This window comes from Massilia timonae CCUG 45783 (assembly GCF_000315425.1).
In the GTDB taxonomy this organism is placed as follows: Bacteria; Pseudomonadota; Gammaproteobacteria; order Burkholderiales; family Burkholderiaceae_D; genus Telluria; species Telluria timonae.
The window spans coordinates 36,161-52,059 of record NZ_JH992925.1; the positions used below are offsets into that span (position 1 = coordinate 36,161).

Annotated in this window: 11 protein-coding genes; 5 read left to right on the forward strand and 6 right to left on the reverse strand. The window is 65.1% G+C overall.

What is annotated here, in order from left to right; translation table 11 throughout:
• Position 1: 1 nt before the first annotated feature.
• A complete protein-coding gene (locus HMPREF9710_RS20380) occupies positions 2–1,198 on the forward strand; it encodes a heme biosynthesis protein HemY (protein WP_040777643.1) in 1,197 nt (398 codons plus the stop codon).
• Positions 1,199–1,259: 61 nt separating this feature from the next.
• Here the strand turns inward: HMPREF9710_RS20380 and HMPREF9710_RS20385 are convergent, their stop codons facing one another.
• The gene (locus HMPREF9710_RS20385; protein ID WP_005669528.1) at positions 1,260–6,086 is read right to left on the reverse strand and encodes a DUF4214 domain-containing protein; all 4,827 of its coding nucleotides are present in this window, start codon (positions 6,084–6,086) and stop codon (positions 1,260–1,262) included.
• 37 nt (positions 6,087–6,123) lie between these two features.
• On the opposite strand from HMPREF9710_RS20385, the gene HMPREF9710_RS20390 reads away from it, so the two are divergent.
• Positions 6,124–7,374 carry an IS256 family transposase gene (locus tag HMPREF9710_RS20390; protein WP_157225472.1) on the forward strand — a complete coding sequence of 417 codons (1,251 nt, stop codon included), beginning with the start codon at positions 6,124–6,126 and terminating at the stop codon, positions 7,372–7,374.
• On the opposite strand, the gene HMPREF9710_RS20395 is transcribed toward HMPREF9710_RS20390, so the two are convergent.
• Complete coding sequence (locus HMPREF9710_RS20395) at positions 7,367–8,503, reverse strand: DUF4347 domain-containing protein (protein WP_005669529.1); 1,137 nt, start codon at positions 8,501–8,503, stop codon at positions 7,367–7,369. The genes HMPREF9710_RS20390 and HMPREF9710_RS20395 overlap by 8 nt on opposite strands.
• 393 nt (positions 8,504–8,896) lie before the next feature.
• Here HMPREF9710_RS20395 and ppa point away from each other — a divergent pair, with 393 nt between their 5' ends.
• Entirely contained in the window at positions 8,897–9,436 is a 540-nt protein-coding gene (gene ppa / locus HMPREF9710_RS20400) for an inorganic diphosphatase (RefSeq protein ID WP_005669530.1), read from the forward strand.
• 98 nt (positions 9,437–9,534) lie between these two features.
• Here ppa and HMPREF9710_RS20405 read toward each other — a convergent pair whose 3' ends face one another.
• The 4 genes from HMPREF9710_RS20405 to HMPREF9710_RS28045 all read right to left on the reverse strand — a co-directional run bounded on the left by HMPREF9710_RS20405 (position 9,535) and on the right by HMPREF9710_RS28045 (position 12,447).
• Complete coding sequence (locus tag HMPREF9710_RS20405) at positions 9,535–10,971, reverse strand: PA domain-containing protein (protein ID WP_005669531.1); 1,437 nt, start codon at positions 10,969–10,971, stop codon at positions 9,535–9,537.
• Positions 10,958–11,362, reverse strand: a complete 405-nt coding sequence (locus tag HMPREF9710_RS20410) for a post-PEP-CTERM-1 domain-containing protein (RefSeq protein ID WP_005669532.1) — start codon at positions 11,360–11,362, stop codon at positions 10,958–10,960. The genes HMPREF9710_RS20405 and HMPREF9710_RS20410 overlap by 14 nt, the downstream gene beginning before the upstream one ends.
• Before the next feature lie 17 nt (positions 11,363–11,379).
• Complete coding sequence (locus tag HMPREF9710_RS20415; protein ID WP_005669533.1) at positions 11,380–12,039, reverse strand: choice-of-anchor J family PEP-CTERM protein; 660 nt, start codon at positions 12,037–12,039, stop codon at positions 11,380–11,382.
• Between the two features lie 108 nt (positions 12,040–12,147).
• Positions 12,148–12,447 (reverse strand): hypothetical protein, encoded by a 300-nt coding sequence (locus HMPREF9710_RS28045; protein ID WP_157225684.1) that lies wholly within the window; start codon positions 12,445–12,447, stop codon positions 12,148–12,150.
• A 218-nt stretch (positions 12,448–12,665) separates the two neighbouring features.
• Here HMPREF9710_RS28045 and HMPREF9710_RS20425 point away from each other — a divergent pair, with 218 nt between their 5' ends.
• Positions 12,666–14,753, forward strand: a complete 2,088-nt coding sequence (locus HMPREF9710_RS20425; protein ID WP_307161092.1) for a type VI secretion system Vgr family protein — start codon at positions 12,666–12,668, stop codon at positions 14,751–14,753.
• A gap of 72 nt (positions 14,754–14,825) precedes the next feature.
• Positions 14,826–15,881 carry a DUF2345 domain-containing protein gene (locus HMPREF9710_RS28855; protein WP_081589977.1) on the forward strand — a complete coding sequence of 352 codons (1,056 nt, stop codon included), beginning with the start codon at positions 14,826–14,828 and terminating at the stop codon, positions 15,879–15,881.
• The last annotated feature ends 18 nt before the right edge of the window (positions 15,882–15,899 follow it).

Here is a 15,899-nt window from a genome sequence, read left to right on the forward strand (position 1 = left end):
TATGCGTTTACTTCTCTGGTTAGTCGCGCTGATGGCCGCCGCCATCGGCATCGCCGTGACGGCGCGCTTCAATCCGGGCAATGTGGTGCTGTTCTATCCGCCGCACCGGATCGACATGTCGCTCAACCTGTTCGTGGTGCTGCTGGTGGCGTCCTTCCTGGCGCTCTACGGCCTGGTGCGCGCCATCAACGCCACCCTCAGGATGCCGCAGCGCGTGGCCGCCTATCGTCAGCGCCGCGCCGAACGCGAAGGCAACAAGGGCATGCGCGACGCGCTCAAGGCCCTGTTCGAAGGCCGCTTCGGCCACGCCGAGAAAGCCGCGATGCGCGCCGCCGAGCTGCCCGAGAACGCCGGCCTGGCGGCCCTGATCGGCGCGCGCGCCGCGCACCGCATGCGCGAGCCGGCGCGGCGCGACGCCTGGCTGGCCGGGATCGCCCACGACAACACCCTCAAGACCGCGCGCCTGATGACGGTCACCGAACTGCTGGTCGACGACCACCAGCCCGAAGCCGCGCTCGAAGCGGTCGCCGAACTCAATGCCAGCGGCCAGCGCCACATCCACGCGCTGCAGTGGGCGATGAAGGCCAACCAGCAGGCGCGCAACTGGCCCGAGGTGCTGCGCCTGGTGCGCATCCTCGACAAACGCCGCGCGCTGCATCCGGCCCTGTCGAGCCGCCTGCGCGAGCTGTCCTACGAGGCGCTGCTGGGCGGCGACGGGCACGACGCCGAATCGCTGCGCCGCATCTGGGCTACGGTGCCGGCGCAAGACCGCACCGTGCCCTATGTCGCGGCGCGCGCCGCCAGCGCCTTCAATGCGCGCGGACTGCACGACGAGGCGCGCGCGATCGCCGAAGAGTCGCTCAAGGCCGGCTGGGACGAGCGCGTGGTGCGCGCCTACCGCGACGCCGCCAGCCCGGCCGGGTCTCCTTCGCTCCTGGCCCAGATCGAGGCTTGCGAGACCTGGCGCCGCGAGCGCCCGATGGACGCCGAGCTGGCCCTGACCCTGGGTTCGCTGTGCCTCAAACAGAAATTGTGGGGCAAGGCCCAGCGCTACCTGGAGCAGGCGCTGTCGGACGCCCTCGATGCGTCGATGGTGCGCGAGGCGCACCTCAAGCTGGCCCAGATGCACGAGGCGCTGGGACAGGAGCAGGAGGCGGCGAGTCATTACCGGCAGTGCGCCCTGGCCAGCGTCCTGTAGCGACCGGCCGGCAGCTGGCCGTTGCAGCGGGCCCGCCGCCGCTCTGGCGGGCCACGCTGGATCACAACAGGTCGATGCTCGTGTTGATGGCCCCGACGATGGCGATGCTCTCTTCCGTTTCCGCCACGTTCAGCAGCACCTGGCCGCGATCGTAGACGCCGTTTTGCAGTTGTTCCAGCAACAGCGTCTTCTCTTCGGACGACGGCGCGCGGTTGAGCGCCGTCGCATACAGCTGGTCGACGAAGGCGGCGTCGCTGCCGTGTCCGGCCAGTCCCTGGGCTTCGGCCGACACGACGAAAGCGTCGGCGATGGCGCCCAGCGACGCGCCGTCCTCATGGCGTTCGAGCCAGAAGTTCAGGCCGCCCTCATCCGGCGCGCGGCCGAACATGGCATGGTACATCCGCGCCAGCACCGCGACGTCGCTGTGGTTGAAGTCGACGTCGAGCGAGGAAGCCAGCTTCTCGGCCGAGTTCACGAAGCCCAGCGCGACCGTGGCGCGGTCGACGCCGTCCGCCAGCAGGTCGGTCCAGAAAGCGCTTTCCGACGCCGCCGCCGTGCGGCCCAGCACGGACTGGTACAGGCCGGCGACGAAGGCGTCGTCATCGGCCCGGCCCATTGCCTGGGCGGCTTCGGGCGAATCGATGATGGCGGCGGCGATCTGCTGCAGCGAGGCTCCGCGCACTTGCACGTCCTGCCACCACGCGATTTCGGCCGCCGAGGCCTGGCGGCCCAGCACGCCCTCATACAGGCGCGCGAGCACGGCATCGGTTGCCATGCTCTGGCCGCCAGTGAAGCGCAGGACTTCCACTGCCGCCACCGTGTCGATGCCATCGTTGCCCACGCGGTCCGTCATCACCAGGAGGCCATCCTTGAGGCGCAGCGAGTAGCTGTCGACGGCGCTGGAGAAGCGCGCGGTGTCGTGCCCGGCGCCACCGTCCAGGTAGTCGTTGCCTTCGCCGCCGAAGACGAGATCGTCGCCTTCGTCGCCATAGATCATGTCGTCGCCCCCACCGCTGCCGATGATGTCGTCTCCCGCGCCGCCATGCAGCACGTCGTCGCCTTCACCGAGGATGATGGTCTGGCTGGCGCCGTCGCCCCAGACGTACTGCTTGCCGGCGCCGCCGGTCACGGTCGCCGCGCCGATGATCGCGGCGAAACTCGCGTGCTGCAGTTCGATGGTCGCGCCGGACGACAGTGAACGCGTGTCGATCACCAGCGCCGATTGCACGGAGCCAGCTTGCTGCGGCTGGCCGATGATGCCCAGCGGGACGTCGGCGGTGCCGCCATTGCCGCTCAGGACGAGGGTCTGCACCAGCAGCGGCGTATCGGCGTCGAGGATGTCGAGGAAGCCGCCGCCACCGCCGGTCAGCTGGTTCTGGTCATGCGAGCCGCTGGCGGTATGCGCCTGGATTTCGCGGATCAGGTCGGTGAGCGAATCGCCGGCCCGCTTGGGGGCGCCGTTGCCGATCGACTGCAGGCCGGCGCCGGTCGGCACTTGCACGGCCAGCAGGCTGCTGCCGTCCGCCGCTTTCACGAGCGGGATGTCGGCCACGTCGTTGTTGCCCACCTGTTCCTCGCGCGACGGGGTCACGATCGGCACCGTGATGACCTGGGCCACGGTGCCGTCGCTGCGCACGACGGTGCCGGTCTGCAGGGGCACGCCATCGACCGTGTTGCCGGTCGTTGGTGGATTGGTCGGCGGATTGGTTGGTGGATTGGTCGGCGGCGCCGGCGTGTTGTTGACGACCGGCGTGACCTCGATGCTGGCGGCATCGTTGCCGACCGCATCCTGGATGGCATTGGCGTCGTTCGGGGTCAGGTCGTCGTAGGCCACCGTGACCGCCTGCCCATTCTTCACGGCGCTCGACAGGGTCAGGGTGACGGTCTTGGCGCTTGCGTCGACGGTAACGCCAGTCACGGTGACGGTCTCACCCGCCACCGTTACCGTGAAGTCCCCCAGGGCGGGAGGATGCGCCGCGTCCAGTGCGCCGGCGTCGGCGAAACCCAGCACCATGCTGTTGCCGTTGACCGTGGCGGTGGTCAGGCTTGGGCCCGCGGTATCGACACGCACGGCGCCCAGCGGGGGCAGGTGGCCAGCCAGTGCCAGGTCGGCATTGTTGCCGGCGGCATCGCGAATGGCGCCACCGTTCAGCGCCAGGCCGGTGATCTCGATGCCGTCGGCGTCGTTGTCGCCGGCCTGCACGGTGTAGATGTAGGTGATGCTGTTGGCGCTCTTCGAGTCGTAGACCGCGCTGCGCGCTGCGCCGCCGATGTCGAGGCCGAGCGTGCTGGTGGTGCCGGTGACGGTCACGTTCTCGCTGAACGCGACCGTGAACGTCAGCGTTTCGCCGACCGTGTACGTCTTGTTGTCGGGCGCTGCGATCGTGCCGCTCACGACAGGCGCGGTGCCGTCCACCAGGATGTCACTGGTGGATGGCAGGTGACCGGCAAGCTCGATGACCGCGTCGTTGCCGGCGGCATCGCGGATCGTGCTGCTGCCCAGGTCGATGGCGCCGACGTCGATGCCGTTGGCGTCCAGGTCGCCCGCCTGCACGATGTAGCGGTAGGTCACCGTGTCGCCGTCGGCGGACAGGAAGGTGGCTTTGCGGGCGGTGGTGCCGATGGTCAGGCCGAGCGTGCTGCTGTCGCCGTCGACGGTGACGTTCTCGTCGAAGCTGACCACGAAGACGAGACTCTGGCCGGCCACATAGGTGCCGGGAAGAGGCGCCGTCACCGTGCCCGCGACGGCCGGCGCGGTGGTGTCGATCAGCACGTCGGCGGTGGATGGCAGGTGGTCGTCCAGCGACAGGTTGGCGTCATTGCCGGCGGCGTCGCGGATCGTCGTTCCGTTCAGGACGATGTCGCCGACTTCGATGCCATTCGCATCGGTGTCGCCCGCCCGGACGGTATAGGAATAAGTGACCGAATCGCCGACGCTCCTGACGAATTCGGCATGGCGCACGGCTTCGCCGATGTGCAGGGCGAGTTCGCTCCCTTGGCCATCGACGGTCACGTTCTCGCTGAATTTCACCGTGAAGTTCAGGACCTGGCCCGCGCGGTAGCTGCCGGCGTCGGGCACCTCGATATTGCCGGATACGGCCGGCGGGCCGCCGTCGACCAGCACGTCCGTCAGCGGCGGCACGTGTCCGGTCAGCGTCAGGTCGGCATCGTTGCCGGCGGCATCGTGAATGGTGCTGCCGTTCAGGGTCAGGCCGGTGACATTGATGCCATCGGCATCATTGTCGCTGGCCTGCACCGTGTAGCGATAGGTGACGCTGTGTCCGATCGACGAGGAATAGGTCGCGCTGCGGGAGGTGCCGCCGATGTCGAGTTCGAGCTTGCTGGCGCTGCCGGAGACGGTGACGTTCTCGTCGAAGTTGACCGTGAACTCGAGCACCTGGCCGAGCGTGTACCAGCGGTCGTCCGGCACGTCGATGCCGGTGACCGAGGGGACGGTGCCGTCCACCAGCACCTGGCTCGTAGACGGAATGTGGTCGCTCAGCGACAGGTCGGCGGCATTGCCGGCCGCATCGATGAAGGTGTCGAGGCCCGGATCGATGGCGCCGACGACGATGCCGTCTGCGTCCACGTCGCCCGCCTGTACCGTATAGCGGTAGGTCACGGTGCTGCCGTCGACGGAGTGGAAGCTGGCGTTGCGCGCGGTGCTGCCGATCGTCAGGCCGAGCGTGCTGGCGTTGCCGCTGACGGTGATGTCTTCATTGAAGGTGATCTTGAACTCGAGGATTTGGCCAGCCACGTAAGTGGCGTCGGCCGGCACCGACATATTGCCCGAGACCGACGGTGCCGTGGTGTCGACGATGACGCCGGTGGTCGGCGGGAGGCTGCCGATCAGCGACAGAGAGGCATTGTTGCCGGCCGCGTCGCGGATCGTCGTCAAGCCTGGCGTGATGCCGTCGATTGCGATGCCGTTGGCGTCGTTGTCGCCGGCTTGCACCGTGTAGGTATAGGTGATCGAGTTGGCGGTGCTCGACTCGAAGATGGCGTTGCGCGCGGTCGTGCCGATGGTCAGGCTCAGCATGCTGTCGTCGCCGTCGACGATCACGTCCTCGTCGAACGTCACGGTGAAGCTCAGGACGTCGCCTGCGCGGTAGTAGCCGTCTTCCGGCACGTCGACGGCGCTGATGGAGGGAGCGCCGCCATCGACCAGCACGCCGGTCAGCACCGGCAGGTGGCCGGTCAGCGTCAGATTGGCGTCGTTGCCGGCGTGATCGCGGATGAAGGTGTCGTTCAGCGCCAGGCCGGTGATGTCGATGCCGTCGGCATCGTTGTCACCGCTCTGCACGATGTAGCGGTAGGTGATGCTGGCGCCGTTCGAATCGTCGTAGACCGCCTGGCGGGCAACGCCGCCGACGTCCAGAGTGAGCGTGCTGACGGTGCCCGACATCACGATGTCTTCGTCGAAGGTCACCGTGAACAGCAGTTCGTCGCCCACGCTGTACCAGCGGTCGGCGGGCGCGGAGATCGTGCCGGTGATCGCGGGAGCCACGCCGTCGACGCGTACTCCGGCGGTGGCGCCCACATTGTTGAGCGTGAGGTCGGCGGGATTGTTGGCCGCATCGCGGATGGTGCTGGTGCCGAGGGACAGTCCGTTGATCGTGATGCCGTTGGCGTCGAGGTCGCCGCTTCGCACCGTGTAGCTGTAAACGATGGTTCGGTCGGTAGGCGTTGATTGGAAGGTGGCGTTGTGGGCGACGTCGCCGATGTCCAGTTCCAGGCTACTATCAGTGCCGGCGACGATGATGTCTTTGTCGAAGGTGACCGTGAACAGGAGCGTTTCGCCGATGGCATAGGTGTCGTTTTGGGGGGCCGTGACCGAACTGATGCGGGGCTCGAGCCTGTCAGAATTTCTGTGTGGAACCGGGGTCATGAAATAATCCCGAAAGGACTGTTCCATGACCGAAGTGATGACCACTAAGAAGCTCAAGAAGCAAAAAGCAGCATACCCATTCCCCGTCGAGCTGATCGACCAGTTGCTGGCCCAGGTTGAGAACAAGGACGCTGAGTCGATCCTTGGCGAATCGGGCCTGGCCGGGCAACTCAAGAAGATGCTGGCCGAACGTATGTTGTCGGCCGAGTTGAACCATCACTTGGCCAACGAGGAAGAAGGCACTAAAAACCACCGTAACGGCAGCAGCCCTAAGAAGGTGCTCACGCCCGGCGGCGAGCTCCACCTGGACGTGCCGCGCGATCGCCTGTCGAGCTTTGAGCCCAAGCTGGTGGCCAAACATCAGCGCCGGATGTCTGGCTTTGATGATCACGTCATCAGCATGTACGCGCGTGGGATGAGCGTGCGTGAGATCCAGGCGCATCTGCTGGAGTTGTACGGTACCGAGGTGTCGCCGGACCTGATTTCGACCATCACCGACGAGGTGCTCGACGAGGTCGCACAGTGGCAACAACGGCCGCTTGAAGCGATGTATCCAATCGTCTATTTCGACGCGTTGCGCCTGAAGATCCGGGACGAAGGTACAGTCAAGAACAAGGCTGTGTATTTGGCTCTGGGCATTCGTGCCGACGGCCGCAAGGAAGTGCTGGGTCTGTGGATCGAGCAGACCGAAGGCGCCAAGTTCTGGCTGAAGGTTTTCAACGAGCTCAAGAATCGTGGGCTGGACGATATCCTGATCGCTGTCGTCGATGGCCTGCGTGGCTTCCCCGAGGCCATTGAAGCCGTTTATCCGCAGGCGCAGATCCAGACGTGCATCGTGCACCTGATCCGCAACTCGACGACGCTTGCGGCCTGGAAGGACCGTAAAGAGCTGGCAGCGGCGCTCAAGCCGATTTACCACGCTGCCAATGCCGACCTGGCAGAAGCGGCGCTGGACGCGTTTGCGGAAGGTCCATGGGGCACCAAGTTTCCGACCGTGGCTGCAATGTGGCGGCGCCAGTGGCAGCAGGTGATTCCCTTCTTTGCCTACCCGCCTGAAGTGCGCACGATTATCTACACGACCAACGCCATCGAGAGCCTGCATATGCGCCTACGGAAGATCGTCAAGAACCGCGGCCACTTCCCCAGCGACGAAGCCGCGACCAAGTTATTGTTCCTGGCCTTGCGCAATATCGAGAAAGATTGGAAGATGCCGCAGCGTACCTGGAAGCAGGCTGCCAACCAGTTCGCTATCATGTTCGGCGAGCGCTTCACGAACGCAATTATCTAACTCTGAATTCTGGCCCCGCACACAGAATTTCTGACAGGTCCCGGGGCTCCGTCTCATCCACTGCTACCGGGCTTACCGTAATATTGTCGAGAAATAGATTTGCACCTTCGCTAACGATGAAGCGGATCTCATCGATGTCCGCGTACGCCGAGCCGAAGGTCAACGTACCGTAACGCCCATTGATATCGTTGGCGTTCATTGAATAGGTAATACCGCCATTGGAAGACGAGTTAGCAAGGTCGATCGCGACCCCAGGCACTTTTAAGCCACTGTCCGTGTATGCGACGATGGTAACCGTCGATGGTGATTCCGGGCTTTGTCCAATCTTGAAGGATTCAAGGCTGAAATTCGTGCCGTCCGTCGACTTCATTCGGAATTCCTGCGGTCCGAGAAGTTGTTGGTAGTTGAGGGCGACGGCACGGTCGTTTGGATCGTTCTCATCGATGTTCAGATATGTGGGAAACTCTTCCGGGGCGCTGCTCGCGATAGCCAAATCGGTGTCGACATCAGATGAAAAGGTCCAGTCTCCCGCAGTGATGGCCTTTCCGAAAATGTTGCCAGGTCCCAGAGAATCGAAGTCTTCGCTGCTTATGCCGAGCAGACCGCCAAAAGTGGCCGAACCAAGCTTCGTCAGCGCCGAATGTGTTTCAATGTTGCCGGTATCCGCTTCCAGTTCCCAATCACCGCCCAACAGCGCGCTGCCGCTCGGATCGATGGAGCCGGCTACGTCGGCTCCGGTCGCCACCGACAGGGCATGCAAAAAGCTTTCACCCACCGTGCCGGCAGCAACATCGCAGCCATAGAGCAGCAGATCGGCGCCCTCTGCCAGCGTGCTGCGCAGCACGTCCAGGTCGGCCGCATGTTCGGCAAGGCTGGATTCGGTGAGGCGCGTCGCGCCCAGTTGCAGAACGCCGGCCGCCCCATGGCTAAATATGTGGACTGCCTCGATCCCGCTGCGGCCGGCCAGCGCCGCGGCGATTTGCGCCACGCCATCGTGGGCGCCGTCGATCAGCACTGCCTCCACACCCTCTCGCAAGCCATCCAGGAGCGTCTGGTAGCCGGCGATGGACGTATCGATGAAGGCGATTTCACCATTGCCAGGCGGGACGGTTGCTGTTCTTGTACTCATGAGACGCTCCGATATTGTTTGAGAAAGACGTGAAAATCAGCAAATCCGTATTTACGGAGGATGGCTTGGGAAATTTGCTGGATTTCAATAACAAGAAACTCTCTCATGGACCGCCACATGATGCAAAGAAAAATGCTTAGAAGTAAGATTTCTGCAAAAAATGTGTGGTTAATTCGGATATTCGAACCAATAAAAACGGAAAGCACAAGCCGGTTTTCGTGGTGCACCAATCTGCAGCGAGAGGATGGTGGAAGAAAGAGTCGACAAGCGGCAATGCAGTCACACCGCTCCGACCGATGACGACACCATTGACCGCTGCCGCACCGCACAGGCGATGCCTGTTTCGCTATAATGACGGCCTATTATTGACTCTCCAGCAACCAAGGACCATCCATGAGCCTGAATAACGTCCCAGCCGGCAAAGACGTGCCGAACGACTTCAACGTCATCATCGAAATCCCGATGAACGCCGATCCGGTCAAGTACGAGGTCGACAAGGACAGCGGCGCGATCTTCGTCGACCGTTTCATGGGTACGGCCATGCACTATCCGTGCAACTACGGCTACGTGCCGCAGACCATCGCCGACGACGGCGATCCATGCGACGTGCTGGTCATCACCCCGTTCCCGCTGCCGCCGGGCGTGGTGGTGCGCTGCCGCGCGCTGGGCGTGCTGAAGATGACCGATGACGGCGGCGGCGATGCCAAGGTGATCGCGGTGCCGGTCGAAAAAGTGCTGCCGATGTACAAGAAAATCCAGTCGCTGGAAGACCTGGAAGAGCTGCGCCTCAAGCAGATCCAGCACTTCTTCGAGCACTACAAGGATCTGGAACCGGGCAAGTGGGTCAAGATCGAAGGCTGGGCCGGCATCGATGAGGCCAAGGCCGAGCTGGTCAATGGCGTGGAAGCGTACAAGAAGGGCGCCCAGGCCTGAGCCTGAGGTTCTTCTTCATAGGCCGGCGCCCGCGAGGGTGGCCGGCCTTTTTATTTGCCGCGCGTCCGGCGCCCGAGCGCGGCGCCGGACGTTCCGGTTCACCAGCCGATGTCGTACAGCAGCGGCAGCGTGAGGTCGTGCGGGGGCGCCACCTCGTGCGTCAGGTCGTCGTTGATCGCCGGTTCCATCAGCTGGTTCGGCGTGGCTTCGGTCGTGTAGTGCGAGACCGAGGAGCCGGGTGCGTTGACGCTCGGCGTGTACAGCAGGACGCGGCCGGCCTCGTCGGCCCCGGCGAGGCGCAGCGGATCGACCGAGAACTGCGCCACCACGCCCGAGCGGGTGCGCGAGCGGGTCTGCAGGGCGGACTTGAGCTTCTGGCCGTCGGCCTGGGTGATGCGCAGCGCGGGAATCGTGATGCCCGGATCGAGGCCCGGCAGGCCGGCCACTTCGCCCGGGACGTTATCGGCCACCACCAGGCCGATGGCGCCCGCCGCCTGGACGTTGCGCGCCTTGACCACGTAGTCGCAATTGCCGCGGTCGACCAGGGCGATATTGCCGCGTACCGCCAGCGCATTGACGGTGCTGAGTGGGGCGCAGGCCAGGCCGGCGCCGCCGGCCTGGTCGATGATCGGCATCAGCTGGCCGCTGACGGGCGTGGCGCCCACCGGAGGGCCGAAGCTGGCGGTGCCCACCGCATACACGCCGGCCGCGCTGGAGGCGGAAGGACCGCTGATCGTCATCAATGCAGCGCGCGCCAGCACGCTTGGTGCGGCCGCGGTGACGTTGGCGCCGTTCCAGGACAGGCCGCGCCAGGCGACCGCCGATGCCGCGCGCTCGGCATCCGTCATCTGCACCCAGGTGCGGCCGCTGCGGTTGTCGAGCAGGTAATGATCCCAGATCGAGGGCGTGCCCTGGATTTCTTCCCCGGTCGCGTCGTCGGTATAGGTCTGGAAGCCGAGGCCATGCGCCATCTCGTGCAGCAGCACGGTGACCAGGTCGATCTGGTCGCCCGCGTTGTTGTCCAGGCCGAGGTAGAAGGTGAGGCCGGGCACGCAGTTCGGATACAGGCCGAGCAGCGAATTGAAGCGCGCGATGATGTGCTGCTGGCTCGGCGGCGTCAGGTCGACGCCGACCAGCTTGGCCGTGAGCGCCGGCGGATACCAGGTGTCGGTGCGCGGCGCATTGGGGAAGTCGGCCCACACCGACGGCGCGCCGGCGGAGCCGAGGACGGCGCTGGTGACGGTGCAGCTGAGCGGCACGAAGGCGGCGCCGATGCGGATCGGGATATCGCTGTCCAGCGTCGCACCCCACAGGTCGGCCGCGTGCTGGAAGGCGATCAGGCGCTGTTGGCCCAGGGTGGTGCCGGGATTGCCGCCTACCGGCTCGACCGGGGTGGGATCGTTGAAGCCGATCCCGGCCCCGTTCTGGTTGACGATCACGATGGTGGCGGCGCGGGCGCCGGCGATATTGGCCAGGCTGGCGGCCGCGAGCAGCACGACGGCGGCGAGGCGCGCGAACGAATTAGCGGTGATCATGGCGGCCTTTCTCGTGGGCGGGTGCGACGCCGTTGACGATGCGTTCGGCCGCATGCGCGCCGTGGACGCAGGTTTGGTCGAGCTTGCCATCGGGGCCGCGCGTGACCACCGAGTAGACGAGGCGGCTTTCGCCCAGCTGGGCGTTGCGCCGGCCGTCGGGACCGGTCACCACGGTGGGCGGGGATTGGCGGCTGGTGGCGGCCGAAGCCGGCGCCGCGGTCTGCAGCGCCTGCCGTTCGGCGCTGGTCGGCGCGCGCAGCTCGCCGGTATCGGCGTCGCGCACGACGGTCATGCCCTGGCTGGCGCCGGCCTGGGGCGTGGCCCAGGCAGCCGGATGGGACGCGCCCACGAGCAGGGCGAGCATGGCGGGAAGGTGGACAGTGGATCGCATGGGATATCTCCAGGAACTCATTGACGCTCGCGGCGCCGCATCAGGCCAAGCACGCCCAGGCCGGACGCCAGAAGCAGCAGGCCGCCCGGCTCCGGCACGGCGGTGACCACCTGTACGGTGTCGAGGCCGACGTAGCTGAGCGTGGCGGGGTTGCCGAAGTAGCGGAAGGCGAAGCGTCCTTCTCCTTCGACCGCCAGGTTGGCGCTCCATTGCTGCCATGCGGCGGGGAAGGCATCGTCGCCGCCGATGGAGGCAAGCAAGGTGTCGAAGCCGGCCACATCGGTCCCGCTGCCGGAACTGAAGCGCACCTCGATCAGGTCGTCGAAGCCGTCGGCCAGCTCGCGGTTGGTGAAGAACGACAGCGTGGTGAGACCGCTGAGCGTGAGCGTGGGCGTGATCAGCCAGTTGTCGACGATGCCCATGCCGTTGGCGGCGCCGAGGAAGTTGGCGGCGGCGTAGGAGTTGGCCGGGCCGGACTGGGCGCCGAAGACGTCGGGATTACCCTGGAACCAGCCGATACCGGCCGGGCTGCTGTGGTTGACGAGGTTCCAGTCGGTAAGGCCGGCCAGGTTGGCGAAGCCCTCGTTGAGCACCTCGACGTTGGCCTGGGCGGCCAGCGGCGAGGACGCGGCCGCGGTGACAGCCGCTGTCGCGATCAGGAGTTGGAGTCTTTTCATGGTGTGGTTGTTCAGGGGCCAGAGGGATGGGATTCCTCGCGCTGGCTGACGACGAGGCCATTCTTAGTTAATGATAAAAATGGCAACGGTCGAGATATTGATGTGTGTTCAGAACATCGAACGGAGTGTGCGGCGCCCCTCAAATGCAGCGATGGAACTTGACGAAAGCGCTTGCAATTTTGCAAGTCGATGCTGAAAGGAAATTGCAATACCGCCCGTGAAGCCCGGCCGAATGGCGTGCGCACCGGGCCGGTGGCCCGGCGGCGCAACGGGCGAGGCGGCGTGGGCGGCGTTGCCGATGAAGACGACTTCGCAGCGTCGGCTGGACTGGTCGACGGCCTCGACCGACGTGTCGTGGCGCACCCTGAAGCCGTCCACACGATCAGGATTTTTCTCTGCATCTTCCATCGCTCGTTCATCCATTCGTCGATGCAATGAATCAGGGTGACCCGTCCCGCATACAGATACGCGAGACGCTGCGGCTCGGATGCGGCAATCGCGTAGGTGGACGTGGAGGGAGATCGTCATTGATGCGCCGCAATCGCACCGGAAAGAGATGCTCGCCGAGTTTCTGCTGCGATATCTTGATAGCTGTCGCTTTCCTCACTGCATGGACGACCCAGGCCTTGGCACACGAACTCACTTCCACGCTGGCACATTTTTCCAGCGAAACCAGGCTTTACGCGCTGACGCTCGAAGACGACCGTTTGGCGCAGAGAAGCGACGTGCTCCTGGTCGAAGCCTTTTTTGGCGATGACGCGGTGCAGGGACTCGGGACACGCGATGTGATCGCATTGTCCACCAGCACGTATATCGTGCCGGCGACCCTGATTGGGCAACGGGCCAGCCTGGACATCAGCCTGGCCGACGGCACGCGCACCTGTTTCGCGGGCGAGATCGGCGAAGCTGCGATACTTGGCAGCGACGGCGGCTTTACGCGCTACCGCCTGCGGATATCGGCGTGGCTCCGGCGTCTCGATCAGGCCCGAAACTGCCGCGTATGGCAGGACAAGACCGTGATCGAGATCATCGACGCCGTCTTCTCGGCCTACCGGCCACTGGCACGCTGGCGCTGGAGTGCCGATACCGGGCCGTTCATGGCGCGGGCCGTCGCGCGCAGCTACTGTTGTCAATACCGGGAATCCGATCTCGACTTCGTGCGCAGGCTGCTTGCCGAGGAAGGGCTGTGCTGGCGCATCGAGCAGGCCGAGGACGGTCCCGGCGTGGTGCTGTTTGCGGACAGTAGCCAGGCAAGCGCGGTGCCGGAAGATCCCAGCAGCGCATTCGAGCGAGGCGTGCGCTACCACGGCGCGCATTCGGTGGAAGAGCGCGACACGGTGCAGGCGCTGGTGGAAGAGCGCCGCCTCCACGTTTCGCTTACCACCGTGCTTGGCCCTGACTATAAATCGCGCCTGGTCACCGCTGCGAGTTCCCCTTCCCGTATCGAGCGGTCGCGCCGGCTGCCCGAGCTCGAATCGTTCGATGCTCCCGGCCAGTATGCGTATGCGAACCTGGAGCAGGCGACCCGCTACGCGGACCTCCAGATGGAGGGACGGGAAGCGCGTGCACGGATGTGGAGCGGCCGCTCGACTATCCGTACGCTGCGGGCAGGTACGCGGCTGACCGTCACCGGCTTGCCGCGCCGGCAAACGGGACCTGCGCCGACATTCGTGGTCTTGCGCGCGCTGAGCATCGGCGTGAACAATCTGCCTTCGCCCGCCCGCGATGCGCTCGCCGAGCTGTTTGGCCCGGTTCCCGAATTGCTGCAGGAACTCGTGCGCGGCGACCTGCCGGACGACCTGGCCCTGAGCGTCGCAACGGCGCTCGAACTGGGCTACGCCAACTGGTTCGAAGCGGTGCCGGTGCAGTTTCCGTGGCGTCCGCAGCTGCCTGGCAGCGATGGACGCAGCCAGGCGAAACCGACGGCGTCCGGCGCGCAAAGTGCGATTGTCGTCGGTCCTGACGGCCGAGATACGCCGAACGGTGCGGATGAACTGTATTGCGACCGGCTTGGCCGCGTACGTATCCGGTTTCACTGGCAGGAAAATGGCGATGCGAGTTGCTGGGTGCGGGTGGCGCAGCGCTCGAGCGGCGACGGCATGGGTTTCCAGTTCCTGCCCCGCATCGGCCAGGAAGTGCTTGTCCAGTTCCTGGAAAACGATATCGACCGGCCGGTCATCGTCGGCGCGCTGTACAACGGCCAGGGGGAAGGCGGCACTGCACCGACGCCTGGAGGACGGCGCGACGCGTCGCACACGGCTGCGGTCTTCGAGCGTGCCCACGATCATGCGCGTTCGGCGCAAGGTAATCTGGCAGGCGGCAACAGTCCGGTATGGCACGGGGCATCCGGCGACCCGGGCGGCCATCGCAACGGCGCCGCCCAGTGGGGCCTGCGCAGCAAGGAGTTCGGCGGCTCGGGCTATAGCCAGTTGCTGTTCGACGATACGGACGCTCAAGGGCGGGTGCAATTGAGGTGTACCCATGCGGCGAGCGAACTGAATCTTGGCCACCTGATCCATACCGCCGACAATTACCGTGGCAGTTTTCGCGGGCTGGGAGCGGAACTACGCACCGATGCCTACGGTGCGGTGCGCGCCGGCGCCGGCTTGCTGGTGTCGAGCTACAGGATCGAGCACGGCGCGGGCCGGCGCGATCCGGCCGGCGAGAACACGGCAGGCATCGGATTGCTGCAGCAGGCGGTGAAATCGGTTTAGGCGTTCAATGCCGCTGCGACGAGGCATCTCACGGTTGGTCTGGCTGCGCATCTCGGCGCCTCGAAACCTGGCATGAGTGTGTTGAGCGCTGAGTCGGCGCCACTCGCGGCGATGCTGAAATCGGCATCGGGGGACGCCCACCCTGCCGCACCGGGCGATGGAAAGCCGCCGCACATGGCCGATCCGCTCATCATGGTGGTGGCGCGGGACGGCCTGGGCGCCGCCGCCGGGCAAGATATCCAGCTGCTTGCGGGCGAGACCAGCAGTTTGACGAGCGGCCAGGACACCCAGTTCGTCACCGGAGGGACGAGCCGCATCCATTCCGGGCAGGCGATGGGCGTGCTGGCGGGCGCGGTGGCGTCGGACAAGGACGGTGCGGGATTGGAATTGGTCTCGGCACGGGACTGCGTCGAGATCCAGGCGCAAGGCGATGAAATGACGGTGCAGGCGCGTGACGAGATCAATCTCATCAGCGCCAATGCGCATGTCGACTGGGCGGCGGCGAAGTCCATCAGCCTGTCGACCGCGGACGGCGCGAGCGTCACGATCGGCGGCGGCAACATCACGGTGCAATGCCCTGGAACCCTCAGGGTCCACGCTGGAAAAAAAAGCCTGTCCGGGCCGCAGAACCTGAATTATCCGGTGCCGAAGCTGCCGCGCTCGGCGCTTGCTGAACGACCGCTGCAGTTCAATATGCGCCTGGCCGATACGCCCGGACCGAACGGCCATGCGCTGGGGAGCACGCCATGGAAGATCGTGGCGGGCGAAAAGCCTGACGGCCTTGCGTTCATCGATGACGACCGATTGGTGGCGGAAGGGCTTACCGATGACGATGGAAACGTGGTGCTGACAACGGATGCCCAAGAGGAGCTCGCGGCAGCGTATGCCGCGCATCCCGACGGTACCTGGCTCGTCTATCCCGGCCATGTCGTCCGCATCGATGTGCAGACGGAATCGCCCGAATGGGACGAGAAGCAGAAGCTGCTGCAAGCCCTACACGCAGCGGATTTCAGTCTGGATCTTCATGCATCGGTGCTCGCGGATGGCGCCCTGCCGCAAGCGCGTTATGCGAAAGAAGCATTCGAAGCGGCTGCCACGAACGGCATCTTCCCCAAAGTAAAGAAATGAATCGACTTGTTTCGGCTG